This is a genomic window from Sinomonas flava (assembly GCF_039531875.1).
In the GTDB taxonomy this organism is placed as follows: domain Bacteria; phylum Actinomycetota; class Actinomycetes; order Actinomycetales; family Micrococcaceae; genus Sinomonas; species Sinomonas flava.
Window position 1 is genome coordinate 117458 of the sequence record NZ_BAAAQW010000012.1, and the last position, 23065, is coordinate 140522.

The 23065-nt window shown below is 73.0% G+C and carries 22 protein-coding genes and 1 tRNA gene; 17 read left to right on the plus strand and 6 right to left on the minus strand.

The window, feature by feature from the left end:
- The first annotated feature begins 17 nt into the window (after positions 1-17).
- Entirely contained in the window at positions 18-2201 is a 2184-nt protein-coding gene (locus tag ABD298_RS16870; protein WP_344300966.1) for an ATP-dependent DNA ligase, read from the plus strand.
- Between the two features lie 7 nt (positions 2202-2208).
- Here the strand turns inward: ABD298_RS16870 and ABD298_RS16875 are convergent, their stop codons facing one another.
- The gene (locus ABD298_RS16875) at positions 2209-2583 is read right to left on the minus strand and encodes a VOC family protein (protein WP_344300967.1); all 375 of its coding nucleotides are present in this window, start codon (positions 2581-2583) and stop codon (positions 2209-2211) included.
- Positions 2584-2782: 199 nt separating this feature from the next.
- Between ABD298_RS16875 and ABD298_RS16880 the strand changes: the two genes are divergently transcribed.
- The 3 genes from ABD298_RS16880 to ABD298_RS16890 all read left to right on the plus strand — a co-directional run bounded on the left by ABD298_RS16880 (position 2783) and on the right by ABD298_RS16890 (position 4940).
- A complete protein-coding gene (locus tag ABD298_RS16880) occupies positions 2783-3472 on the plus strand; it encodes a protein tyrosine phosphatase (RefSeq protein WP_344300968.1) in 690 nt (229 codons plus the stop codon).
- A 98-nt stretch (positions 3473-3570) separates the two neighbouring features.
- The gene (locus tag ABD298_RS16885) at positions 3571-4161 is read left to right on the plus strand and encodes an RNA polymerase sigma factor (RefSeq protein WP_344300969.1); all 591 of its coding nucleotides are present in this window, start codon (positions 3571-3573) and stop codon (positions 4159-4161) included.
- Complete coding sequence (locus ABD298_RS16890) at positions 4158-4940, plus strand: hypothetical protein (protein WP_344300970.1); 783 nt, start codon at positions 4158-4160, stop codon at positions 4938-4940. The genes ABD298_RS16885 and ABD298_RS16890 overlap by 4 nt, the downstream gene beginning before the upstream one ends.
- A gap of 30 nt (positions 4941-4970) precedes the next feature.
- On the opposite strand, the gene upp is transcribed toward ABD298_RS16890, so the two are convergent.
- Both upp and ABD298_RS16900 read right to left on the minus strand, forming a co-directional pair.
- Positions 4971-5606 (minus strand): uracil phosphoribosyltransferase, encoded by a 636-nt coding sequence (upp, locus tag ABD298_RS16895; protein ID WP_208711558.1) that lies wholly within the window; start codon positions 5604-5606, stop codon positions 4971-4973.
- Between the two features lie 19 nt (positions 5607-5625).
- Entirely contained in the window at positions 5626-6378 is a 753-nt protein-coding gene (locus ABD298_RS16900; RefSeq protein WP_344300971.1) for a phosphatase PAP2 family protein, read from the minus strand.
- A gap of 45 nt (positions 6379-6423) precedes the next feature.
- On the opposite strand from ABD298_RS16900, the gene tadA reads away from it, so the two are divergent.
- From tadA to ABD298_RS16935, 7 genes are all read left to right on the plus strand, one after another.
- On the plus strand, positions 6424-6918 hold the full coding sequence (gene tadA, locus ABD298_RS16905; RefSeq protein ID WP_344300972.1) for a tRNA adenosine(34) deaminase TadA: 495 nt from the start codon (positions 6424-6426) through the stop codon (positions 6916-6918).
- A gap of 83 nt (positions 6919-7001) precedes the next feature.
- Positions 7002-7502 (plus strand): RNA polymerase sigma factor, encoded by a 501-nt coding sequence (locus ABD298_RS16910; protein WP_344300973.1) that lies wholly within the window; start codon positions 7002-7004, stop codon positions 7500-7502.
- Positions 7495-8145, plus strand: a complete 651-nt coding sequence (locus tag ABD298_RS16915; protein ID WP_344300974.1) for a methylated-DNA--[protein]-cysteine S-methyltransferase — start codon at positions 7495-7497, stop codon at positions 8143-8145. The genes ABD298_RS16910 and ABD298_RS16915 overlap by 8 nt, the downstream gene beginning before the upstream one ends.
- Positions 8142-8849: an alpha-ketoglutarate-dependent dioxygenase AlkB family protein gene (locus tag ABD298_RS16920; protein WP_344300975.1), complete on the plus strand. Its 708-nt coding sequence runs from the start codon at positions 8142-8144 to the stop codon at positions 8847-8849. The genes ABD298_RS16915 and ABD298_RS16920 overlap by 4 nt, the downstream gene beginning before the upstream one ends.
- Positions 8846-9454 (plus strand): DNA-3-methyladenine glycosylase I, encoded by a 609-nt coding sequence (locus tag ABD298_RS16925; protein WP_344300976.1) that lies wholly within the window; start codon positions 8846-8848, stop codon positions 9452-9454. Before ABD298_RS16920 ends, ABD298_RS16925 begins: the two co-directional genes overlap by 4 nt.
- Positions 9455-9458: 4 nt before the next feature.
- Complete coding sequence (locus ABD298_RS16930; RefSeq protein WP_344300977.1) at positions 9459-10445, plus strand: DNA-3-methyladenine glycosylase family protein; 987 nt, start codon at positions 9459-9461, stop codon at positions 10443-10445.
- A gap of 59 nt (positions 10446-10504) precedes the next feature.
- A tRNA-Ser gene (locus ABD298_RS16935) sits at positions 10505-10591 on the plus strand.
- Positions 10592-10660: 69 nt separating this feature from the next.
- Here ABD298_RS16935 and ABD298_RS16940 read toward each other — a convergent pair.
- From ABD298_RS16940 to ABD298_RS16950, 3 genes are all read right to left on the minus strand, one after another.
- The gene (locus tag ABD298_RS16940; protein ID WP_344301003.1) at positions 10661-11863 is read right to left on the minus strand and encodes a Dyp-type peroxidase; all 1203 of its coding nucleotides are present in this window, start codon (positions 11861-11863) and stop codon (positions 10661-10663) included.
- A gap of 23 nt (positions 11864-11886) precedes the next feature.
- Complete coding sequence (locus tag ABD298_RS16945; protein ID WP_344300978.1) at positions 11887-12459, minus strand: copper chaperone PCu(A)C; 573 nt, start codon at positions 12457-12459, stop codon at positions 11887-11889.
- A 130-nt stretch (positions 12460-12589) separates the two neighbouring features.
- Positions 12590-13216: a hypothetical protein gene (locus ABD298_RS16950; protein WP_344300980.1), complete on the minus strand. Its 627-nt coding sequence runs from the start codon at positions 13214-13216 to the stop codon at positions 12590-12592.
- A gap of 130 nt (positions 13217-13346) precedes the next feature.
- Between ABD298_RS16950 and ABD298_RS16955 the strand changes: the two genes are divergently transcribed.
- From ABD298_RS16955 to ABD298_RS16980, 6 genes are all read left to right on the plus strand, one after another.
- Positions 13347-14528 (plus strand): cation:proton antiporter, encoded by a 1182-nt coding sequence (locus ABD298_RS16955; RefSeq protein ID WP_344300981.1) that lies wholly within the window; start codon positions 13347-13349, stop codon positions 14526-14528.
- A gap of 120 nt (positions 14529-14648) precedes the next feature.
- Positions 14649-15299, plus strand: coding sequence for a hypothetical protein (locus tag ABD298_RS16960; RefSeq protein ID WP_344300982.1), 651 nt, complete (start codon positions 14649-14651; stop codon positions 15297-15299).
- A gap of 82 nt (positions 15300-15381) precedes the next feature.
- Positions 15382-16110, plus strand: coding sequence for a YcnI family copper-binding membrane protein (locus ABD298_RS16965; RefSeq protein WP_344300983.1), 729 nt, complete (start codon positions 15382-15384; stop codon positions 16108-16110).
- A 48-nt stretch (positions 16111-16158) separates the two neighbouring features.
- Positions 16159-16824: a DUF4232 domain-containing protein gene (locus tag ABD298_RS16970; RefSeq protein WP_344300984.1), complete on the plus strand. Its 666-nt coding sequence runs from the start codon at positions 16159-16161 to the stop codon at positions 16822-16824.
- Positions 16825-17298: 474 nt separating this feature from the next.
- Positions 17299-22230 carry an ATP-dependent helicase gene (locus tag ABD298_RS16975; RefSeq protein ID WP_344301004.1) on the plus strand — a complete coding sequence of 1644 codons (4932 nt, stop codon included), beginning with the start codon at positions 17299-17301 and terminating at the stop codon, positions 22228-22230.
- On the plus strand, positions 22223-23065 hold the full coding sequence (locus ABD298_RS16980) for a DNA-formamidopyrimidine glycosylase family protein (RefSeq protein ID WP_344300985.1): 843 nt from the start codon (positions 22223-22225) through the stop codon (positions 23063-23065). Before ABD298_RS16975 ends, ABD298_RS16980 begins: the two co-directional genes overlap by 8 nt.

Here is a 23065-nt window from a genome sequence, read left to right on the forward strand (position 1 = left end):
GCGGCTACGGTGGGCCCATGGCGGATTCCGAGATCCTGCACGTGGACGGCCCCGACGGCGTTCGGGAGGTCAAGCTGAGCAGCCCCGACAAGGTGCTCTGGCCCGGCGTCGAGGGCGGTGAGCCCCTGACCAAGCGCGACCTCGCCCGGTACCTCATCGCGGTGGCGCCGGAGTTCCTGCGGCTCAATGGCGACCGGCCGATGACGCTGCAGCGCTTCCCCGAAGGGATCGACGGCGAGGAGTTCTTCTCCAAGCGGCCGCCGCGGGGCGCGCCGTCGTACCTGCGGACGGTCACGTGCACGTACCCGTCGCACCGGCGCCACGACCAGCTCGTGTTCGACGAGGCCGCCGCGCTCGCGTGGGCGGCGCAGATGGGAACGATCACCTTCCACCCGTGGCCGGTGCGCACGGCGAACCTGGACAACCCCGACGAGCTGCGGATCGACCTCGACCCGCAGCCCGGACGGGGATTCGGCGATGCGGTCACCGCGGCGCTGGCCCTCCGGGAGGTCATGGCGGAGGCCGGGCTCACCGCCTACGCGAAGACCTCGGGCAACAGGGGCGTCCACGTCTACGCGCGCATCCGGCCCACGCACGAGTTCCAGCACGTGCGGCACGGCGTCATCGGGATCGCGCGCGAACTCGAGCGGCGCATGCCGGACCTCGTGACCACGTCCTGGTGGAAGGAGGAACGCGGCGAACGGGTCTTCGTCGACTTCAACCAGGCCAACCGCGACCGCACGATCGCCGCGGCCTATTCCCCCCGGCCCCTGACGCACGCGCCCGTCTCGACCCCGCTGGCCTGGGACGAGCTCCCCGACGCCGACCCGCGTGCCTTCACCGTCCGCACAGTTCCCGGGCTCCTGGCCGAACGGGCCTGCCCGTGGGCGGACATTGACGCGGCGCCGGGCGACATCGCGGGCGCCCTCGCCCTGTGGGACGCGGACCTCGAGCGCGGGCTCGGCGAGCTCAACTTCCCGCCGGACTACCCCAAGATGCCCGGCGAGCCGCCGCGGGTGCCACCGAGCAAGCGCAAGGCAGACCGCGCCGACGAGGACTACTCGGCGCCCAAGGCGGAGCGCGACGCCGAATGGGGCACCGCGATCGCTCCCCCGTACGGACCGATGCTGGCCAAGCCGGTCAAGAAGCTGCCGACCGGCGAGTACCTCTACGAGCCCAAGTGGGACGGCTTCCGCTCGATCGTCTGGCGCTCCGGAGACCGGGTGGAGATCGGATCGCGCAACGGCCTCCCCATGACGCGCTACTTCCCCGAACTCGTGCAGGCCTTCGTGGCGAACCTGCCCGACCACTCGGTCATCGACGGCGAGATCATCCTCGTGGACCCGGACACCGGCGACCGCCTCAGCTTCGACGCCCTCCAGCAGCGCATCCACCCCGCGGCCTCCCGCATCGCCAAGCTCAGCGCCGCCACGCCTGCGAGCTTCGTGGCCTTCGACCTGCTCGCCCTGGGCCAGGCCAACTACGTGGAGCGCCCGTTCCGGGAACGGCGCACGGCGCTCGAGGAGGCGCTCAAGAACGCGGCGCCCCCGGTCTACCTCACCCAGGCGACCGCCGATCCGGAGACCGCGCTGGAATGGTTCCGCGCCTTCGAGGGCGCCGGCCTGGACGGCGTCATCGCCAAGCCGCTCGGGGAGCCCTATGCCGAGGACAAGCGGGTCATGTCCAAGCTCAAGCACGAGCGCACGGCGGACTGCGTCGTGGCCGGCTACCGGCTCTATAGGAACGAGCCCGACGCGATCGGGTCCCTGCTCCTGGGACTGCACGATGCCGAGGGCCGGCTCCATTCGGTGGGGGTCATCGGGGCGTTCCCGATGGCCCGCCGCAGGGAGCTGTTCGAGGAGCTGCAGCCCCTCGTGACCACGTTCGAGGGGCATCCCTGGGCGTGGGCGCAGCCGGCCGAGGTCCTGCCCGACAACCGCGACCAGTCAATCCCCCGCACCCCCACGGCGGCGGCGCACTCGCGCTGGAACGCGAACAAGGACCTCTCGTTCACCCCGCTCCGGCCAGAACGCGTCGTCGAGGTCAAGTACGACCACATGGAGGGCGACCGCTTCCGCCACACGGCGCAGTGGGTCCGGTGGCGCGAGGACCGCTCACCGGAGTCGTGCACCTATGACCAGCTCGAGGAGCCCGTCAGCTACGACCTCTCCTCGGTCCTCTCTCCGAGCCAGCCGGCGTAGGGAGGATTCACCCGTTGGGCCGATTCGGCAGGTACTGGATGGCCCAGTGGTTGCCGTCGGGGTCATCGAACGTCGTGAAGTGGCCCCATTCGAGCACCTGGACGTCCGTGACCTCGACCCCGCGGGACGCGAGCTCGTCGTGGGCCTTCTGGATGTCGGCCACCACGATCTGCAGCGAGGACGTGCCCGGCGGGTTCTCCGACAGGCCTTCTCCGAAGGCGATCGAGCAGGCAGACCCGGGCGGCGTGATCTGCACGAAGCGCAGCTCGTCGCTGACCCGCTGGTCGTAGTCGAGGTGGAAGCCGACCTTGTTGACGTAGAAGTCGATCGCGCGATCGACGTCGGTGACGGGGATGAAGGCCAGTTCGAGTTTCCAGTTCATGCGCTCACGCTAGGCGCGCACGACGGCGGCGGGAACCCTCACGCGGGCGTCTTGCGGACAGGCCGTGTCCGCACCCGTGGAAGGGACCAAAAAAAAGTTCCTGCAGCGCGTGACCTTCTGCGTGGGGGTGTCGGTTGGACAGGTGAAGGCCCGCTGATCGGGCCTCGTCCTTGGTCTCGATCCCCCAGGAGTTTTCCGCATGTCGCTGTTCACTGTCCTCGCCTCGAGCAAGATCGCCGCGAGCGCCGCCGCCGTCGGCGCCCTCACCGTCGCGGGCGTCGGTTCCGCCGCCTACACCGGCTCCCTGCCCACGCCGGCACAGCAGGTGGCCCACAACGTCCTCGGCGCTCCCGCCCCCGCGCTCGATGAGGCCAAGGGTGCCGCCACCGCCGCGAAGTCCGCCGTGACGGACGAGGCCTCCAAGGCCACGGCCGCCGCAACCGAGGCCGCCGACAAGGCCACCGGCGCGGCGAAGTCCGCCGTCGCCGACGCCCAGGCCGCCGCGGCCGACGCGGCCGCGAAGGCCACCGCCACGAAGGCTGGCGCTTCTGCCTCCGTCGACGCCGCCGGCATCGACCTCCCTGGCCTCTGCACGGCGCGCGCCAACGGCGGCCTCGACGCGGCGTCGTCGGCCTACAAGTCCCTGACCCTCGCGGCGAACGGCGAGGCGAACGTCAACGTGTTCTGCGCTGACGTCCTCAAGGCTTCGGCGACCGGCTCCGCCGGCGCGAACGGCGCCGTCGCGGCTCCCGCCGCCCCGGCCGTCCCGGCCGTCCCGACCGTTCCCGCCGCCCCGGCACTTCCGTCGGCCCCGGCGCTGCCGGATGTCGCGAACGCGCCGTCCGCCCCGGCGCTCCCGGGCGATGCCGCTTCGGCTCTGACGCGATAGTTCGGTAGGCTCATGCACCGTGCCGTGGAGTCCGCCCTTCGGGCTCCGCGGCACGAGGCATAGGCCGGCGCAGACAGCGCCGCAAGGAGGAAGACCGGTTGACGACCCAGAAGCTGCCCGGCCACACGGGCCCCGATGCGGGCCCCGCCGACCTGGCGAGCCTCTTCACGGCTGCCTACCGGACCTACTCGGCATCCGTTCGCGGGTACCTCCGGGCCCGCGGTGTGGATGACCCGGACGCAGCGACCCATGACGTCTTCCTCGCCCTCTACACCCGCATGACTCCCCCCGAAGGCGACGCCGGGCCCGGCACCCCACCGCGCGTGACCGGCGGCCTCGAAGGGGCGAAGGCGCTGGCCTTCACCATCGCCCACGGACGCGCGGTCGACCACCACCGCCGCCGCTCGCGCACCCCGCTCCTCGTCGCCCACGAGCAGGACGAGGACCCGCGGCCCTCACCCCCCACCCCCGAGGACGAGGTCCTCGCCGCGTCGGGGGTGCTTCGCCTCCTGGGCGACCTCAGCGACGACCACCGGGAGGTGCTCCTGCTGAGAGTCGTCGCCGACCTGTCCATCGAGCAGACGGCCGAGATCATGGGACGGACTACCGGCGCCGTGAAGCAGCTCCAGCGCCGAGCACTCGATGCCCTCCGAGCCACCGCGAAGACCGCAGAACTGAGCACACGATGAACGCCACCCAGGATCCGGACGATCTCCTCATCGTCGACCAGCTCCTCGCCGACCTGGATGCCGACGAGGCGGATGACCTGCGCCCCCTGCTGGACGAGCTCCGGGCCGTGGCCCACGAGGGGCCCGTAGAGCCGAACCGCGCGCTGGCCGCACTCCTCGTCGACGAGGGCGACGTCGCTGGCATGCCCACCGCGGCGCTGCCCACAGCCCCCCTCTCCACGGTTACGAGCCCCGCCGCGGCCGCGCTCCTGGGCCACACCGCCGACGAGACCGCGGACGTCATCGATCTTTCCCGTCAGAGGGAGCGACGGGCCGCCCGCCGGCGGCGCCCGGTCGCCGCCGCCGTCATCATCGCCGCCGCTGCGCTCGGCACCGCGGCAGTCGGCGTCGCCGATTCCAGCCTCCGCGGCGGCCTCGGCGGCGGAGTCGGGACCATCATCGGGACGGTGACGGGACAGCAGACCGAATCCCCCGCCCCGGCGCGGACCGCCCCCGCCGCGCCCACGGCGGGCACGCCGGCCGCCCCGCCGTCGCCGGAGGTCCAGCTCACGACGCCGGCCGCGACCTCTGCCGCTCGGCCCACCGAGACGCCGTCCCCGACGCAGACCGCGACGCCGAGCGCGATCCAGCCGAACCTCGCCCCGTCCGTGCCGACGGTTCCGCTCCCGCCCGGTGTCGAGCCCAGCGCGCTGCCGAGCGCGCCCGCAGACAGCCTCCTGCCGAGGGTTCCGTCGCTGCCGCTGCCCACCAGCCCGGACCTGCTGCCCGGAACCCGCTGAGATGCGGGGCGCCTGGCAGCCAGCGTCGCACTACTTCGCGAGACCGTAGAGGCGGTCTCCGGCGTCGCCGAGCCCGGGGACGATGTAGGCCTTCTCGTTGAGCCGCTCGTCGATCGAGGCGAGGACCACCGTGACCTTCGCGTCCCCCACGCCCTCCTCGACCCGCTTGAGCCCTTCGGGGGCGGCGAGGAGGCAGATGCACGTCACGTCGCTCGCGCCCCGCTTGAAGAGGAACCTGATGGCCTCGCTCAGCGTGCCGCCGGTGGCGAGCATCGGGTCGAGGACGAAGACCTGGCGGCCCGTGAGGTTCTCGGGGAGCCGCTCGGCGTACGTGACGATGTCCAGGGTCTCCTCATCGCGTGCCATGCCGAGGAACCCGACCTCGGCGGTGGGCACGAGCTTGACCATGCCCTCAAGCATGCCGAGGCCGGCCCGGAGGATGGGGACGACAAGCGGGGTCGGCTTGGTGAAGGCGGTGCCGACGGTCGTGGCGACCGGCGTCTCGATGGTGACGGGCTCGGTGCGGACCTCGCGGGTCGCCTCGTAGGCGAGCAGGGTCACGAGCTCTTCGGCCAGCTGCCGGAAGACCGGGCTCGGGGTGTTCTTGTCCCTCAGGACGGTGAGCTTGTGGGCAACGAGCGGGTGGTCCACCACGAGTGTGCGCATGCGGACAAGCTACCGCATCTCACGATGCGGACTCATCCCCCGGTCCCGCGGCCTGCACCCTGGCCCGCGCAGCGGCCCTGCGGAGCCGCATGAGGTGGAAGACGCGGTGGGCGAAGATCACGACGCTCAGCCACGCGAGCCCGAGGAGCCAGGCCGCGATGACGTCGGTGAGCCAGTGGTGGCCCAGGTAGACCCGGGACAGCCCGATCGCGAGCGCGTACAGTCCCCCGGCGGCGATCGCGGCCACCCGGGACCACAGTGCCTTCAGCTTCAGGCACGCGAGGTACACCACGATGCCGGCGATGACGGTGGCGTTGAGGGTGTGGCCGCTGGGGAACGACGCCGAGTACTCGTAGGGCGGAACGGCGAGTGCGAGCGGGGGCCGGGCGCGACCGGTGAGCTCCTTGCCGAAGATCGTCACGAGCAGCGACCCTGCGGCAGCGGCGGGGACGAGGACGAGCGGGCGCCAATGGCGCATCCAGATCGCGAGGAGGACCATCGCGGCAGCCGCCGTGATGGGTGCGATCACCCCGCCTCCGACGTTCGTGAAGGCGGTGACCCCGGCCATGAGCGCCGGCGTGCGGGAGGCGACAGCCCAGTCCAGCACCGGCTGGTCCATGGCTGCGAGGGCGCCCTTCTCCACGACCGACTCGTAGACCTCGCCCCCGGCCCAGCTGAACCCGAGCGCGAGCGCCGCGCCGATCGCGAGCAGCGTCCACATCGAGCCGTTGGGCCCCAGCAGCTTCCAGAGCGCATCGATCAGGCGGTGCATGGCTCTTCCCTCCTCGGCTGGGGCCTCGAACCTATCATTGGAGCCATGCCCGCCCCCGAACCCCTGAACCAGGACGCGCGCCACGAGCAGTGGATGCGGCTTGCGCTCGCGGAGGCCAGGGCCGCGGAGCAGACCGGCGACGTCCCGATCGGCGCGGTCGTCGTCGGCCCCGGCGGCGAGGTGCTCGCCGTCGGGCGCAACGAGCGCGAGGCGGTGGGCGACCCGACTGCGCACGCCGAGGTCCAGGCGATCCGTGCAGCCGCGGCGCGTCTCGCGCACGACGGCGGCGACGGCTGGCGTCTGGCCGACTGCACGCTCGTGGTCACCCTCGAGCCGTGCGCCATGTGCGCGGGGGCGATCGTGCTCGCCCGGATTCCCCGGGTGGTCTTCGGCGCGTGGGACGAGAAGGCGGGGGCGGCAGGCAGCGTGTTCGACATCCTGCGCGAGCGGAGGCTCAACCACTGGGTCGAGGTCTATGGGGGCGTGCTCGAGGACGAGTGCGGCGCTCTCCTGCGGTCATTCTTCGCGGAGCACCGCTGAACGGCGGGCCCCGTCAGGACGTTGATCGGCGCGAACATGAACCTGCACCTCACATTTCCGGTCCCTGCGGCGTCTGCATGGTGATGGACACGAAACAGCCCTTCGAGAAGCTCGTCGAACTCCACGGCGCCACGGTGCTGCGCGTGTGCCGCGCGGTCGTCGGGCCTGTGGAGGCCGAGGACGTGTGGCAGGAGACGTTCCTGTCCGCGCTGCGCGCCTACTGCGACCTTCCCGCGGGCGCCAACGCGGAGGCCTGGCTCGTGACCATCGCCCATCGGCGCTCGCTCGACTCGGTCCGCGCGGCGGGCAGGCGGGCCGTGCCCCTCGCCGACCTCCCCGAAGGCCATTCGCGGCTGGGGAATCCGGGGCCCCCCGGAGATGGCGTGTGGGAGCACGTCGCGCTCCTCCCTGACAAGCAGCGGAGGGTGATCGCGTACCGGTATCTCGCAGACCTCCCGTTCGGGGAGATCGCCGAGATCGTCGGGGGGACGCCTGCGGCGGCACGGAGGGCTGCCTCCGATGGGCTCAGGAAGCTGCGGGGCCTCGTCGCTGCCGCATCATTGAAAGGAGACCCGCATGACTGACCAGACGGGCGCTGGGCCGGGCCCGGATCGGACCGGTCCGGTCGACCTCGCCTTCGCCCCGCACCTGACCGAGATCGATCCGGCTGTGCTCGTCCGCCTCCGCGCGTCCCTCGCCGAGAGGGCTACGGGCGAGGGCGTCCTGGATGTCGCCTACCGCATCGTCGACTCCCCCGTGGGCCCGCTCCTCATCGCGGCCACGAACAGGGGCCTCGTCCGGGTGGCCTACGAGCGCGAGGGTCACGACCTGATCCTCCAGCAGCTCTCTGACCGGCTCAGCCCGCGGGTCCTCGAAGCCCCCGGCCGGCTGGCGTCGGCCGCCCGGCAGATCGAGGAGTACTTCGCCGGCCGGCGCCGCCGATTCGATGTGCCCCTAGACCTGAGCCTCTCCGCGGGATTCCGCCGCACCGTCCTGCAGCATCTCGGCGAGATCCCGTTCGGCGTCACCGAGAGCTACACCGAGGTGGCGCGTGCCGTGGGGAACCCCAAGGCAGTGCGGGCCGTGGGGACGGCGTGTGCCACGAACCCGCTGCCGGTCCTGGTGCCCTGCCATCGGGTCCTGCGCTCGGACGGCAGCCTGGGCGGGTACATCGGCGGGCTGGAGGCAAAGTCCCTCCTCCTGCAGCTCGAGGCGGCTGCCGCATGACGAGTGCCCTGTTCGGCGACGACCTGCTCGAGCGCCCCCGCCGGGTCGTGTCCCCCGGCGCTGTGCACGTGCCCGGGTGGCTGCGCCCCGAGCAGCAGTCATGGATCGCCGACCGGTTCCGCGAGTGGGCCGCCGGCCCGGTCCCCCTCCGGGCGGCGTCCGTGCGCGGCCACGAGATGTCGGTGAAGACTGTCTGCCTGGGCTGGCACTGGCAGCCCTACCGCTACAGCCGGGAGGCCACGGATGTGAACGGGGCGCGCGTCCTCGGCTTCCCGGACTGGCTGGTGCGCGTGGGACGCCTCGCGCTGGCCGAGGCGTACGGCGAGGGAGAGCAGGCGGAGCGCTACACCCCGGACACGGCCCTGGTGAACCTCTACGACGACCAGGCCCGCATGGGGATGCACCAGGACCGCGACGAGGCATCCCGTGAGCCGGTCGTCTCGCTGTCCATCGGGGACAGCTGCCTCTTCCGGTTCGGCAACACCGAGACGCGCTCCAAGCCCTACGAAGACCTTGTCCTCGCGTCCGGGGACCTGTTCGTGTTCGGCGGCCCGTCCCGGCTCGCCTTCCACGGGGTGCAGAAGACGTTCCCCGGGACGGCGCCGCCGGACTGCGGGATCCGTTCCGGGCGCATCAACATCACACTCCGCGTCACCGGAATCGATGACGTCTCGACCCGCACCGCTGGAAGGGGAACACCATGAGCGAGACGTCACTCATCACGGGCGAGGACGGTCTGGCTCGTCCCTCATGGGCCAGTTCCGATGCCCTCATGCAGCAGTACTACGACACCGAGTGGGGCCTGCCCGTGCGGGACGAACAGGGCATGTACGAGCGCATCTGCCTCGAGGGGTTCCAGGCCGGGCTCTCGTGGGCGACCATCCTGCGGAAGCGGCCCGCCTTCCGGGAGGCGTTCGCGGACTTCGACCCCGACGCCGTCGCGCACTTCACGGACGACGACGTCGAACGCCTCATGCTCAACGAGGGCATCGTCCGGAACCGGGCCAAGATCAACGCAGCCGTCACCAACGCGAGGGCCACCATCGCCCTGCGCGACGAAGGGGGTCTGGCCGAGTTCGTGTGGTCCTTCCAGCCGGCAGAGACCCCGGCTCCGGTAACCTACGCGGACGTTCCCTCGACCTCCCCCGAGTCCGTGGCCCTGTCCAAGGCGCTGCGCAGGCGCGGCTTCTCGTTCGTCGGGCCTACCACGATGTTCGCGCTGATGGAGGCTGTCGGCATCATCGACACCCATCTGGTGGGCAGCCACCGCCGGGGCAGCTCGGGGGTCTGGCCCCTTCCAGAGGCCTGACGCCGTGGCCGCATATGTCGGGCCGCAGCGCACCCGGGTCCGCCTCGATGCGCGGGGCGGCATGGAACCCGAGGCCATCGTCGCCAGCCTCGCGGCGCATACCGTGCCGGGGGTCGAGCGGACGGACGTCGAGGCGTTCGCCCACGAACGTCTCGTGCCCACGGCACTCGGGCCCGTGGCGGTGAGGGTGTGGTTCGATCGGGACGGGGCGGAGGTGGCCCTCGGCACGGAGGACCCGGCAGCGGTCGCCGCGGTGCTGGCCTCCGTCGAGCGCTGGCTCGACCTCTCGGCCGACCTGAAGCCCGTGCGCCGGGCGCTGGGAGCCGATCCCGACCTGGGGCCGTGCGTCCGAGCGCGTCCAGCTCTGCGCGTCATCGGCACGACGGACCCGTTCCAGACCGCGGTGACCACGGTGCTGGGCCAACAGGTCTCGCTCGGCGCAGGGCGGACCTTCGCCGGCCGGCTGGTCGCCGCCTTCGGCACGCCCGGTCCCGCGGGGCTGGTCTCCTTCCCGACCGCCGAGGCGCTCGCGGACCAGGACACCGAGATCCTGAGGGCGGCCGTCGGGCTCACCGCCGTGCGAGCGAGGACCGTGAGTGCCCTGGCCAGAGCCGTCGTGACCGCACAGGACCAGGGGCGACAGTCCACGGACAGCACAGGGGCCGAGGGCAGTGCGCGAGCAGTCCTGCCCGGCACCCTTCCCCTCAGCCGCGCTGAGCTCCTGGCCCTGCCCGGGATCGGACCGTGGACCGCGGACTACCTCGAGGTGCGGTACGGCCACCGCGATGCGTTCACCCCAGGCGACCTGGTCCTGCGCCGGGCGCTCGGCGGTCTCAGCCCCCGCGAGGCAGCGGAGCGTGCCCGGGCATGGAGCCCCTTCCGGGCCTACGCACTCACCCACCTGTGGACCGCGTCGGCGTACGCGGCGCACGTCCCCGTCGGGCCCGGGCTCGGCGCCCGTGGGAGCGGCCCCGGACCCCTCCCATCCTGAGCCCCCGAGCGGGTTCAGTTTTGACCTGCGCGCAGCAGCCGGTAAAGTAAATGCCTGCTGGTGGTGTGTCCGAGCGGCCGAAGGTGCATCACTCGAAATGATGTTTGGTGTAAAAGCCAACGGGGGTTCAAATCCCTCCACCACCGCCCAGCACGAAGGCCCCGGGACCCGCCGATTCAGGCGGAACCCGGGGCCTTCGTCATTCCCGGACGGCCTCAGCCCAGCAAGGTCTCCCCGATGTAGCCGCCCTCGCGGCACCCCGGTGGGATCGCGAACACGGCCGAGCCGATCGGCGTTGTCCACCGGTTGAGGAGGTCCAACTCGTCGAGCCGCCGCTGGATGGGCACGAACTGGCGGTCCACGTCGGCCTGGAACGAGACGAAGAGCAGCCCCGAGTTCGAGACGTCGCCGCCGACCGGGGTGTCGTCGTAGTTGTATCCGCGTCGGAAGATGCGCTCGGCCGGCGCTGCCGGCTGTTCGCCCCGGGCCCGCCTCACGTGTGAGTAGTCGGCGATCACAGGGAAGCCGAGCGGGGTCGTGGCGGAGAAGTCCGGCTCATCGTGCTCGCTGCCCCCGGTCAGCGGCGCCCCGTCCGCCAGCCGCCGGCCCACAGACGCCTCCTTCCCCGTCGGATCGAGCGCGTCCCACCCGTCGAGGTCCATGTGGATGCGGCGGACCACCGCCCCCGTCCCCCCGGCCAGCCACCCCTGCCCGGACCACACGGCCTCGTCGAAGCCCGGCGTCCCCGGGACGGGGTTCGCCGTGCCGTCGACCTGGCCGAAGAGGTTCCGCATGGTGGTGCCCGCGGGGGTGGACCCGTAGGCCCGGCGGAAGCCGCGCTGCACCCACCGGACGGCGGCGAAGCTCCGCGCGTCCTTCAGCAGCATCCGGGACGCGTGGGCGACCGTGACCGGGTCGTCCGCGGCGATCTGCACGAGCAGGTCTCCGTCGGAGAACTCCGGCCGCAGCCGGTCGATGCCGAATGCGGGCAGCGGCCTCAGCCACGCCGGGGTCTGGCCGCCGGCACGCTGCACGAAGCGGGCCCCGACGCCGAACGTCACGGTGAGCCCGGCCGGGACGGCCGCGAGCTCAGGCTCGGTGTCCGCGAGAGCCGGAGCGCCCTGGGTGAGCCGGGCGGCGTCGTCGGAGAGGAGCCGCATCATGCGGCGCAGGCCCTCCCGGTCGACCCCGTCCCGCAGGTCCAGGCCCACGAAGGCGGCGTGGGCCTGCGGGCTCGTGTCCACCCCGGCCTGGTGCTCTCCGAAGAACGGCACCGTGTGGCCGCCGTTCAGCGGCGCCTCGGCCTGGGCCGCCGGCGCGTGGTCGAGCGCGCTGACCGTGCCGAGCGCCGCGGCCGCTCCGACCCCGGCGGCGGCCCCGCCGATGAGGAACTGCCTCCTGCTCTGGCGCGGCCGCATCGGTGCGGCGGCCGCCGAGCGCGTCAATGCCCCGCCCCGGCGGAGGGCGAAGGGGTTCCCACGTAGGACTCGTTGGCGCCCGAGAAGTCCTTGACCCGCGCGGTGACGTCGAGGGTCGAGTGGTCCGAGAACGTCAGCGTGACGGTGACGTCGTCGCCGGCCCTGAGCGGGGCGGCGAGGTCCATGAGCATGATGTGGTCCGCGCCCGGCCGGAGTGCGAGCGAGCCTCCGGCCGGGATCGTGAAGCCGCCGTCCTTGGCGCGCATCGCCGGCTGGCCGGATGAGCCGGCCACGGTCTCGTGGAGTTCGGCGCGGTGCGCGGCGTCTGTGCTCGCGGCAACGAGCGTGACGTCCCGCGGCGCGGTGTTGGCGATGGTCCCGAACGCCCCGGTCATCCCGGTCGGGGCGGCCTTGACCCAGGCGTCGGACACGGTCACGGCAGAGCCGGCCGTTCCCGACGGGGTTCCGGCCGAGGCGGTCTGGCCCGAAGCGGTCTGAGCGGGCGCACCGGCAGAAGGACCGCCGGCGCATCCGGTCAGGGCGAATGCAGCGGCGAGGACGGGGGCGCCGAGGCGCAGGAGGGCAGAGGTGTTCACGGTGTTGTCCCTTCGTGGGGCTCCGGCGGCCGGTCCATCGGGCGCAGGCCACCGGCGCCGCCCGCGCCAGGCGCGGCGGCGTCATGCAGTGGATGGATGCCAGAAGGCCCGGGCGGCCCGAAGGCGCGCGTCAGGCCGCGAAGGGACGCGGTGGTCCGCGGCGCTGGACCGCGCACCGCTGCGGCGCGGAGCAGGGGACGGCCTCGCGGTGCCGCGCTGCCGTCGGATAGGCAGGGCGGACGGGGACGATGACGGGAAGGTCGAGGCGCAGGCTCTCCCTGGCCCAGGCCAAGACCTCGACAGCGAGCTCTCGCAGGCGCGCGATCGCCTGCTCTCCGCGGTGGAACGCGGCGATGGTCAGGAAGGCAGCTGCGGCGTGCGCGAGCCACATCGACGGCTCCCCGCCCATGGCGTCCGCCATCGCGCCGTCCGCCGGCAGGGCGGTTCCGAGCGCGGCGGCCCCGTGCAGGTGGCGGGCCGACGGCGGCAGCGGGGCGTGCGGCGTCGTGCCCAGGACGAACAGGGTGTGGAAGAGCAGCTGGCTCGCCGAGATCCCGAGCGCCAGACGCCAGAAGGAGAGCCTGCGCCCGGCCAGCCCCGTGCAGACGAAGACCGAGAGGACCCAGGGGACGGCGACGCCGAGAAGCCCCGGGACAGCGCCGCCGCCGGCGAGGTGCGAGGCGAGCGCCCCGAGCGTCGCGACCGTGGCCGCGGACAGCCCGCGCAGCAGGCGGGACGGCCTCGACGACGGGTGCATGCCTCCATTATCGCAAGGCACGCTGCGTCTCCCACCCCGAAAGCGCACCCCGGCGTATGATGCGGCTCACACGGCAGCCGAAAGGAGCGACCATGTCCGCCATGGGGCCCGACCGCCCGGGTGGGCGCTAGTGTCCTTCGTCGAGCTGTCCCTCATCTGCGTCGTGGCGCTCCTCGGCCCGGCGCTCGCGGCGAAGCGGTCATGGCATCTGCCCCTCGTCCTCGGGGAACTCCTTGCCGGAGTGGGCTTCGGCGTCTCGTTTTTGGGGTGGGTGGATGCCGGCAACGAGACGCTCTCCTTCCTCGCGGACATCGGGTTCGCGCTCATGATGTTCGTCGCCGGCACCCACGTGCCCATGCGAGACAGCACCATTCGGTCCGCTGCGGGCAAGGGCGCAGTCCGGGCCGCGGTCGCTGCGGTCCTCGCAGGGGCGCTCGGCGTGAGCGTCGCCCTCGGGTTCGGGTCCGCCAACGGCCCGCTCTACGCCGTGCTCATGGCGTCATCGTCCGCGGCACTGGTCCTGCCGGTCGTGGACTCGCTCAGGCTCAAGGGCCCCAGCGTGCTCGAGCTCACGGCGCAGGTCGCCATCGCCGATGTCGCGGCCATCGTCGCCCTCCCGCTCGCCATCGACCCGGCCAACGCCGGGCCCAAGGCCCTGGGGGCGCTCGCGGTGGCCGCGTGCGCCGTGCTCCTGTGGGCTGTCCTGAGGCACTTCGAGCGCGACGGCTCGCGCCAGCGCCTCCACGACGTCTCGGAGGAGCGGAAGTTCGCGCTCGAGCTGCGCATCCAGCTCTCGATCCTGTTCGCCCTCGCCGGCCTCGCCGTGGCCGCCCACGTCTCGATCATGCTCGCGGGGTTCGCATTCGGGCTCGCGGTCTCCGCCGTCGGGGAGCCGCGCCGGCTCGCGCGGCAGCTATTCGCGCTCAACGACGGCTTCCTCGGCCCGGTGTTCTTCGTATGGCTCGGGGCGTCGATCGACCTGCGGCAGCTGGCAGGACACCCCCAGATGATCCTGCTCGGCCTCCTGCTGGGCGTCGGGGCCGTGGCGGCCCATGCCGCCAACCGGCTCACGGGCCTGCCGCTGCCGTTCGCCGCGGCCTCGGCCGCCCAGCTCGGTGTCCCCGTCGCGGCGGCGACGATCGGCCGCGGCGTCGGCGTCCTCGCGCCCGGCGAGGACCCCGCCCTGCTCTTGGGCGCTCTCATCACCATCGGGGTGACGACGGCGGCCGCCGCCTGGGCGGCACGCCGCGCCGTCGGGGACCTCAGGCCGCCGGATAGGCCTTCGGAAGGCGCATCCCCCGCGCAGCCGTGAGGCCGCGGCCGAAGGCCTCCCGGGGGCGGGGGCCGGGCCCGTCGCTAAACTGGGGACCGCGGCCTCGAGGCGGCCGCAGCCCTGATCCCCGGGAGGTGCCGCGTGCGAAGACAGCATGCGGTGCCGAACGTACCGTCCGCGGCACGGGCCATGCGCACGACGGCGATCGCCGGCACCGTCACCGCTCTCGCCGCCGGGGCGCACGCCTGGGCGGGAGGCTCGCTGCCCCACCCCTTCATCGTTCTGGCGCTCGTCGCGCTTGTGGCCCTGGCCGCGACAGTCGCCGGTCGGTACCGGCTGCGCGTCCCGGCGCTGATCGCGGTCCTCGGGGCGGGCCAGCTCGCGCTCCACGAGGCGTTCACCGCCTTCGCCGCACCCGGCAGTGCTCCCTCCGCCGCAGCCGCCGTGCTCGCCCGCGGGCGGCATCAGCACTCCGGTGACGCGGCCGCAGCCCTGGCCTCGCTCCCGTCGGGCGCCGCGGTGAGCAGCGGCGACGTGCTCACCGCCCACGCGCACGCCTCACCCCTGATGCTGGCCCTGCATGCCGCCGCAACGGTCGCGTGCGCCGTCGTGCTCCGCCGGGCCGAGCTCGCCCTGACCGCCGTGGCCGACTGGCTCCGGCCGCTCACCCGCCTTTCCCGGCCCGCCGCCGTCATTCCTGCCACGACGGACCTGCCGGTAATCCCGCGCCCCGCCCGCCGCGTGCTCCTGTGGCGCCAGCCCGCACCCCCGCCGCTGCGCGGCCCACCCCCGGCACCCGCCTTCGCCTGAGCGCCCCCGATCCCGGAGGCGCCGTCACCTGCACCCTCCGTACTGGCGCGCGCCCGAGGGCCGCGCCGCGAAAGGCCACGCCATGAACGCCTCCCCCGCCCGCCGCACGCTCGCTCCCGCCGCCGTCGCCGGCGGCCTCCTCCTGGCCGGCGCCGGCGCTGCCGCCGCGCACGTGGGCATCACGCCCTCCGCGACCGACGCCGGTTCCTCCTCGCTCCTGACCGTCGCCATCCCGCACGGGTGCGGCGAGAGCCCCACGACGAAGGTTGCGATCTCGCTCCCCGCCGAACTGGTCGACGCGCAGCCCACCGTCAACCCGAACTGGACCGTGGAGAAGGTGACCCAGAAGCTCGGGGCACCGCAGAAGCTCGCCGACGGCTCGAGCGTCACCGAGCGGACAGCCCAGGTCGTCTACACCGCAAAGGCCCCGCTCGAGGCGCACCTGCGCGACACCCTTGTCCTGAGCGTCAAACTGCCCGTCGACGCGGCCGGGAAGACCCTGTACTTCCCGACCCTGCAGACCTGCGAGGCCGGCCAGACCGACTGGAAGGAGATCCCCGCCGAGGGCCAGGACCCGCACGGGCTCAAGGCTCCCGCGCCCTCCGTCACGGTGACGGCCCCCGCCGCGGCAACGGCCTCCGGCCATGACGCGCACGGCAGCGGCGCGGATGCGGCCGCCGCCTCCGTGGCATCGGATGCCGCCGCGGACCCAGCCTCGGGCGCGGCGGGCTGGACAGGGCTCGTCGCGGGGATCCTGGGCCTCGTGATGGGAGGCCTCGCACTCCTGCGCACACGCTCCCGAGCATCGTGACGCCTGCGGACCCTTGACGCGGATGTGACTGGAGTGAAAGGTGGGACTATGACTCGCCGCCGCGCCGCAGCGCTCCTCCTCCCCGTCGGACTGGCCGCCGCCCTCGCGGGCTGCGGCTCCGGCACCAGCGCCTCCCCCACCGGGTCGGCGACCAGCAGCGCCGCAAGCCCGACGACGGCGGCCGCGTCGCCGTCGTCGTCGGGTTCGGCCACGCCCTCCGCCTCGCAGCCCCCGGCCCCTGCTCCCAGCGACAGCGGGACCGCAACCGCCCAGGGCGGGCAGGGGCAGGCGGGCGTCGCGCGATGCCTGTCGACGCAGCTCGAGGGCAGCATCCAGCCGGGTCAGGGCGGAGCGGCGGGCACGGTGTACCAGAACCTCGCCCTGAAGAACGTCTCGCAGACCCCGTGCCTGCTGGAGGGATTCGCGGGCGTCTCGCTCACCAACGGCCCGCAGGGGGAACCGATCGGCGCTCCCGCGGACCGGGAGACCTCGACCCCCGTGACACCGATCATCCTCGAGCCGGGACAGAGCGGCGCCGCGGAATTCGGGCTGGGCCAGGCGGGGAAATACACGAACTGCGCGGTGGTCGACGCGGCCGGCTACCGGGTGTACCCGCCGGAAGACTACGGCTCGCTGTTCATTCCCGCACAGGTTATGGCCTGCAGCAACGCGGATATCCACCTGCTCACGCTGCGCGCTTTCCGCCCATTCTGAGAAGAACCCTGCAGAGCAGAGAGGGACGGCCGGGGCGCAGTGCGCCCCGGCCGTCCGGGCCAGCGCCTCTGGACTCGACTCGACGCGTCAGATCCGCGGAGTCAGGACCGCTGGCCGGCCCTCCGAGCTTCCGCCCACATCAGCGGGTGGGCAGTGTCAGAGGGCGTCTTTGCGCCGCCTCGGGAGGAATTGCTCCGTCGCGGCCTTGGCGCGCTTCTCGGCACGCTTCTCCTTGATGGATTTACCCTGCTTCGCATTCTTTGAATTTCGCGGCGACTTCCCCGACATTTCAGCTCCTTTTCGGTGAACTGCAATAACGCGTATTCACGACCATACCCGAGAAAAAAATAAAAGCCAGTCGGCCCAGAGAAGCCCTCCACCCTCCCCCGCGGGCGGCGGGCCAGGACTGTCGGAGGCGTGCGCGATGATGGTGCCGTGGCAGATGCAGGCTCGGCCCTCGGCACCGCCGCGGTGATGGAACGCTTCGGCGCGGCCACCCGTGCGTGGTTCCTCGGCGCCTTCCGGGAGCCCACCCCCGCGCAGACTGGCGCATGGGAGGCGATCTCCTCCGGCAGGCACGCCCTCGTCGTCGCGCCCACGGGCTCCGGCAAGACCCTCGCCGCCTTCCTGTGGTCGCTCGACCGCCTCATGACGCGCGACGGCGACCGGGCACCTGCCGCGGACGCACTCCCGGGGCTCGAGGCGGCGGCCGGGACGAGCAGGGGCGAGACGAGCGCGGGCGGTGCGCGGCGGCGTCGTGCGCCCAAGAACAAGACCAAGGTCCTGTACATCTCGCCCCTGAAGGCGCTCGGGGTCGACGTCGAGCGGAACCTGCGCGCCCCGCTCATCGGCATCTCGCAGACGGCCGCACGGCTCGGTTCTCCCGTGCCCGAGGTGAGCGTGGGCGTGCGCAGCGGGGACACCTCGGCGTCGGACCGCCGGGCGCTCCTGTCCAGCCCCCCGGACATCCTCATCACGACCCCCGAGTCGCTCTACCTCATGCTGACCTCACAGGCGCGCGAGACCCTCGCCGAGGTCGAGACCGTGATTGTGGACGAGGTGCACGCCGTCGCCGGGACGAAGCGGGGGGCCCACCTCGCGGTCTCGCTCGAGCGGCTGGACGCGATCCTCCCCAGGCCGGCGCAGAGGATCGGCCTCTCCGCGACGGTCGAGCCCCGCGACCTCGTGGCGCAGTTCCTCGCGGGCCAGGCGCCGTGCGAGATCGTCGCGCCCCCGGCGAAGAAGACGTGGGAGCTGACCGTGACGGTGCCCGTCGAGGACATGAGCGACCTCGCCGGCGCCGCAGCGGCGCACGACAGCGGGCCTGCCTCGGGCCTGCAGCCGCAGGCCTCGATCTGGCCGCATGTCGAGGAGAAGATCGTCGACCTCATCCTCGCCAACCGCTCCACGATCGTGTTCTCGAACTCGCGCCGTCTGGCCGAGCGGCTCACTGGACGGCTCAACGAGATCTACGCCGAGCGCCTCCAGCCCAGCGTCTGGGACGAGCCGCTTCCGGTGGTTGAGCGAAGCGAAGCGGAGTCGAAACCCGGTGGCAGCTCCGCTCGCCAGCCGGGGGTTTCGACTGCGCTCAACCACCGGGTGCAGGCCCGCACCCCTGCGGAGATGATGGCGCAGGCGGGCCAGACCGCCGGCGCGGACCCCGTGCTCGCCCGCGCCCACCACGGCTCCGTATCCAAGGAGCAGCGCGCCCAGATCGAGGACGACCTCAAGTCCGGCCGGCTGCGGTGCGTTGTGGCGACGAGCAGCCTTGAGCTCGGCATCGACATGGGCCTCGTGGACCTCGTGATCCAGGTGGAGTCCCCGCCGTCGGTCGCCTCCGGCCTCCAGCGCGTGGGCCGGGCCGGCCACCAGGTCGGCGAGGTCTCCCAGGGCGTGCTCTTCCCCAAGCACCGGGCAGACCTCGTCCACACCGCCATTACCGTCGAGCGCATGCTCTCGGGCCAGATTGAGGCCCTGCGGATCCCCGCGAACCCGCTCGACATCCTCGCCCAGCAGACCGTCGCGGCCACGGCGCTGGGGCCGATCGACGTGGAGGAGTGGTTCGACGTCGTGCGCCGCTCCGCGCCGTTCGCGACGCTCCCGCGCTCGGCCTTCGACGCGACCCTCGACCTCCTGTCCGGCAAGTACCCCTCGGACGAGTTCGCGGAGCTGCGCCCGAGGATCGTGTGGGACCGCACCGAGGGCACGATCGAGGGGCGCCCCGGCGCCCAGCGGCTGGCCGTCACCTCGGGCGGCACCATCCCGGACCGCGGCCTGTTCGGCGTCTACATCGTGGGCAGCGAGGAAGAGGGCTCGGCCCGGGAGGCTGCCCGCGGGGGCCGGCGCGTGGGCGAGCTCGACGAGGAGATGGTCTACGAGTCCCGCGTGGGCGACATCTTCGCCCTCGGCGCCACGAGCTGGAAGATCGAGGACATCACCCACGACCGTGTGCTTGTCTCCCCGGCCTTCGGCCAGCCCGGCAAGCTCCCGTTCTGGAAGGGCGACGGCCTGGGCCGCCCCGTCGAGCTCGGCCGCGCCCTGGGCGCGTTCCAGCGCGAGGTCGCGGGAGCGGATCGGGAACGGGCGACGGCGCGCATCGAGGCCGCGGGCCTCGACGCCTTCGCGGCGAACAACCTCCTGCAGTACCTCGACGAGCAGAAGCAAGCCACGACCGTGGTGCCCAGCGACCGGACGCTGGTCGTCGAGCGCTTCCAGGACGAGCTGGGCGACTGGCGCGTCGTGCTGCACTCCCCCTTCGGGATGCCCGTCCACGCGCCGTGGGCCCTCGCCGTCGGTCGGCGGCTGAGCGAGCGGTACGGTCTCGACGGGTCCGCGATGGCCGCCGACGACGGGATCGTGCTGCGCGTGCCCATGATGGAGGACGAGCCACCCGGCGCCGAGCTGTTCGTGTTCGAGCCCGAGGAGCTCGACGGCATCGTGACCGAAGAGGTCGGAGGCTCCGCCCTGTTCGCCGCGCGCTTCCGCGAGTGCGCGGCCCGTGCCCTCCTGCTCCCCCGGCAGAACCCGGCCAAGCGCCAGCCCCTGTGGCAGCAGCGTCAGCGCGCATCCCAGCTGCTCGACGTCGCCAAGAAGTACCCGCAGTTCCCGATCATCCTCGAGGCCGTGCGCGAATGCCTCCAGGACGTCTACGACCTCCCCGCGCTCCGCGACGTCGCCGCCGCCGTCCAGCGCCGCGAGCTCCGGCTCGTCGAGACCACCACCCAGCAGCCCTCCCCCTTCGCCCGCTCGCTGCTCTTCGGCTACGTCGCCCAGTTCCTCTACGAGGGCGACTCGCCACTCGCCGAGCGCCGCGCTGCCGCCCTCTCCCTCGACGCGACCCTGCTCAACGAGCTCCTCGGCCGCGCCGAACTGAGCGAACTGCTCGATGAGAAGGTCATCGAGCAGACCGAACGGGAACTGCAGCGCCTCACGGACGAGAGGAAGCTCAAGGGCCTCGAGGGCGCCGCCGACCTGCTGCGGCTCCTCGGGCCGCTGTCTGTGGAGGAGGCTGCCGCCCGAACGGTGGTTGAGCGAAGCGAAGCGGAGTCGAAACCCCATCTGGAGGTCGTCCGGGCGGACCTGCAGGAGCTGGTCACAGCCCGGCGGGCCCTGCTCGTGAACGTCGGCGGCGTGGAACGGTACGCCGCGATCGAGGACGCCTCCCGGCTCCGTGACGCGCTCGGGGTCCCGTTGCCCATCGGGGTCCCGCTCGCGTTCATCGAGCCCGTGGCCGATCCGCTCGCCGATCTCGTCGGGCGGTACGCCCGCACGCACGGCCCCTTCACGGCCGGGGAGGCGGCCGCGCGGCTCGGGCTCGGCGTCGCGGTCGTGCACACCACGCTCAAGCGCCTCTCCGCCGACGGCCGCGTCATCGAGGGGAGCTTCCGGCCAGCGGCCGCGCCGGCCCAGGGAGGGCCCCCGCCCGGAGCGGCCACGGAGGCGCTCGCGGCCCGCGAGGAGTGGTGCGACGCCGAGGTGCTGCGGAAGATCCGCCGACGCTCGCTCGCGGCGCTGCGGGCCGACGTCGAGCCCGTGGACCAGGCCGCGTTCGCCCGCTTCCTCGCAGCCTGGCAGCACATCGGGGACCTTCAGGACGGCCGCCCCCGCGGCTCGCTGAGGAAGCACGACGGCGTCCTGACCGTCGTCGACCAGCTCGCGGGCGTGCCGATACCGGCCAGCGCGTGGGAGCCCCTCGTCCTGCGCAGCCGGGTCGCGGACTACACACCGGCCCTCCTCGACGAGCTCATGGCCGCCGGCGAGGTTGTATGGACGGGCGCGGGGGCGATCCCCGGCAATGACGGCTGGATCAGCCTGCACGTCGCCGACTCGGCCGCCCTCACCCTCGCACCGGACCCGGACTTCACCCCGGAGGACGCGCACGAACGCGTCCTCGAGTTCCTGGCCGGCGGCGGGGGCTACTTCTTCCGCCAGGTCGCGGAGGCTGCCGGCGGGATGGACTCCGTCCTGACGGACCAGGCCGCGCTCCAGGTCCTGTGGGACCTCGTGTGGGCCGGCCGCGTCACCGGCGACACGTTCGCACCTGTGCGGGCCCTGCTCGACTCCGGCCACACCGCGCACCGGCAGCCCTCGCGGACGCCGCGGGCCCGCTCGTACGGCGGCTACGGCGGTGCGGTGCGCGGCGGCCGCCTCCCACGGCTCGGCCGGCTGGGCGCCGTCGGCCGCCAGGGCCTCGAGGCTCCCTCCGCGGCCACGCCGCCCACGGCCGTGGGCCGCTGGTCAGCGGTGCCCGCGGCGGACCTCGACACGACCGTGAAGCTGCACGCCCTCGCCGAGCTCCTCATGGACCGCTACGGCGTCCTCACGCGGGGCTCCGTGATGGCCGAGAGCGTGCCGGGCGGATTCGGCCTCCTGTACAAGGTGCTCTCCCGGCTCGAGGAATCCGGGACGTGCCGCCGCGGCTACTTCGTCGACCGGCTGGGCGCGGCCCAGTTCGCCGTCCCGGCCACGGTGGACCGGCTGCGCCAGTTCTCCCGCGACGACACGCTCGCCGCCGACCCGGACGCCGCGCCCGCTCGGGCGGCGCTCGCGCTCGCCGCCACCGACCCGGCCAACCCGTACGGCGCGGCCCTCGCGTGGCCGGAGGTGCCGGGCGCCGCGACCGGCCACCGACCCGGCCGGAAGGCAGGGGCGCTCGTCGTGACGGTCGACGGCGCGCTGGCCCTCTACGTGGAGCGCGGCGGCAAGACCTTGCTCGCCTTCACGGAGGACGACGCCGTGCTGGCCCCGGCCGCGGCGGCACTCGTCGGCGTCGTACGATCCGGGGCCGTGGACCGGCTCGCGATGGAGAAGGTCAACGGGCACGACCTTCTCGACACGCCACTCGCTCGGGCCCTGACAGCGGCTGGGGCGTACTCGACCCCCCGCGGGGTGCGGATCCGTGCCTGAAGGCGACAACGTCTACCAGGCCGCGAGGCGTATGCACGCGGCCCTCGCCGGCAAGAGGCTCGCCGCGAGCGACTTCCGCGTGCCCGCGTTCGCCACGCTCGACCTTGCCGGGTGGACCGTCCTCGAAGTGGTCTCCCGCGGGAAGCACCTGCTCCACCGCGTCGCCCCGCCGGGCAGCACGCACGACGGCGACGGCCGGCTGAGCGTCCACTCGCACCTGTCGATGGAGGGCAGCTGGCAGGTCTACGGGCCGGGCGAACGGTGGCGCAAGCCGGGGCACACCGCGCGGGCAGTGCTCACCGCCGACGACGGCACGAGCGCGGTCGGATTCTCCCTCGGCCTGATCGAGGTGATCGCGACCGCGGAGGAGGACGCCGCCGTCGGGCATCTGGGGCCCGACCTCCTGGGTCCCGGCTGGGACCCCGCGCTCGCCGAGGCCAACCTGCGGGCGCTTCCCGAGCGGGCCGTCGGCGCGGCGCTGCTCGACCAGCGCAACCTCGCGGGGATCGGGAACATCTACCGCTGCGAGCTGTGCTTCCTGGGCCGGGTGCACCCCGCGACCCCCGTGGCCGCCGTCCCCGACCTGCCCGGCATGGTCGCGATGGCCAAGCGGCTGCTCGAGGCGAACAAGTCCCGGTCCAGGAACACTGTGGGCGGATTCGGACCGCGCAACGCCACATGGGTATACGGGCGCACGGGCCAGCCCTGCCTGCGGTGCCGGACCAGAATCGTGCACGGCACCCTCGCGGAACCCCTCCCCGGGACGGGGCCGCTGCTCGGGGAGACGCGGGAGCGCGACATCTACTGGTGCCCGAACTGCCAGCCCCTCCGCTGA

What these genes read in the sequence shown, in the direction of transcription:
- ABD298_RS16870 (WP_344300966.1), top strand. Translation starts at nt 18, where the DNA reads ATGGCGGATTCCGAGATCCTGCACGTGGACGGCCCCGACGGCGTTCGG.
- ABD298_RS16875 (WP_344300967.1), bottom strand. Translation starts at nt 2,583, where the DNA reads ATGAACTGGAAACTCGAACTGGCCTTCATCCCCGTCACCGACGTCGAT.
- ABD298_RS16880 (WP_344300968.1), top strand. Translation starts at nt 2,783, where the DNA reads ATGTCGCTGTTCACTGTCCTCGCCTCGAGCAAGATCGCCGCGAGCGCC.
- ABD298_RS16890 (WP_344300970.1), top strand. Translation starts at nt 4,158, where the DNA reads ATGAACGCCACCCAGGATCCGGACGATCTCCTCATCGTCGACCAGCTC.
- upp (WP_208711558.1), bottom strand. Translation starts at nt 5,606, where the DNA reads ATGCGCACACTCGTGGTGGACCACCCGCTCGTTGCCCACAAGCTCACC.
- ABD298_RS16900 (WP_344300971.1), bottom strand. Translation starts at nt 6,378, where the DNA reads ATGCACCGCCTGATCGATGCGCTCTGGAAGCTGCTGGGGCCCAACGGC.
- tadA (WP_344300972.1), top strand. Translation starts at nt 6,424, where the DNA reads ATGCCCGCCCCCGAACCCCTGAACCAGGACGCGCGCCACGAGCAGTGG.
- ABD298_RS16910 (WP_344300973.1), top strand. Translation starts at nt 7,002, where the DNA reads ATGGACACGAAACAGCCCTTCGAGAAGCTCGTCGAACTCCACGGCGCC.
- ABD298_RS16915 (WP_344300974.1), top strand. Translation starts at nt 7,495, where the DNA reads ATGACTGACCAGACGGGCGCTGGGCCGGGCCCGGATCGGACCGGTCCG.
- ABD298_RS16920 (WP_344300975.1), top strand. Translation starts at nt 8,142, where the DNA reads ATGACGAGTGCCCTGTTCGGCGACGACCTGCTCGAGCGCCCCCGCCGG.
- ABD298_RS16925 (WP_344300976.1), top strand. Translation starts at nt 8,846, where the DNA reads ATGAGCGAGACGTCACTCATCACGGGCGAGGACGGTCTGGCTCGTCCC.
- ABD298_RS16940 (WP_344301003.1), bottom strand. Translation starts at nt 11,863, where the DNA reads ATGCGGCCGCGCCAGAGCAGGAGGCAGTTCCTCATCGGCGGGGCCGCC.
- ABD298_RS16950 (WP_344300980.1), bottom strand. Translation starts at nt 13,216, where the DNA reads ATGCACCCGTCGTCGAGGCCGTCCCGCCTGCTGCGCGGGCTGTCCGCG.
- ABD298_RS16965 (WP_344300983.1), top strand. Translation starts at nt 15,382, where the DNA reads ATGAACGCCTCCCCCGCCCGCCGCACGCTCGCTCCCGCCGCCGTCGCC.
- ABD298_RS16970 (WP_344300984.1), top strand. Translation starts at nt 16,159, where the DNA reads ATGACTCGCCGCCGCGCCGCAGCGCTCCTCCTCCCCGTCGGACTGGCC.
- ABD298_RS16975 (WP_344301004.1), top strand. Translation starts at nt 17,299, where the DNA reads ATGGAACGCTTCGGCGCGGCCACCCGTGCGTGGTTCCTCGGCGCCTTC.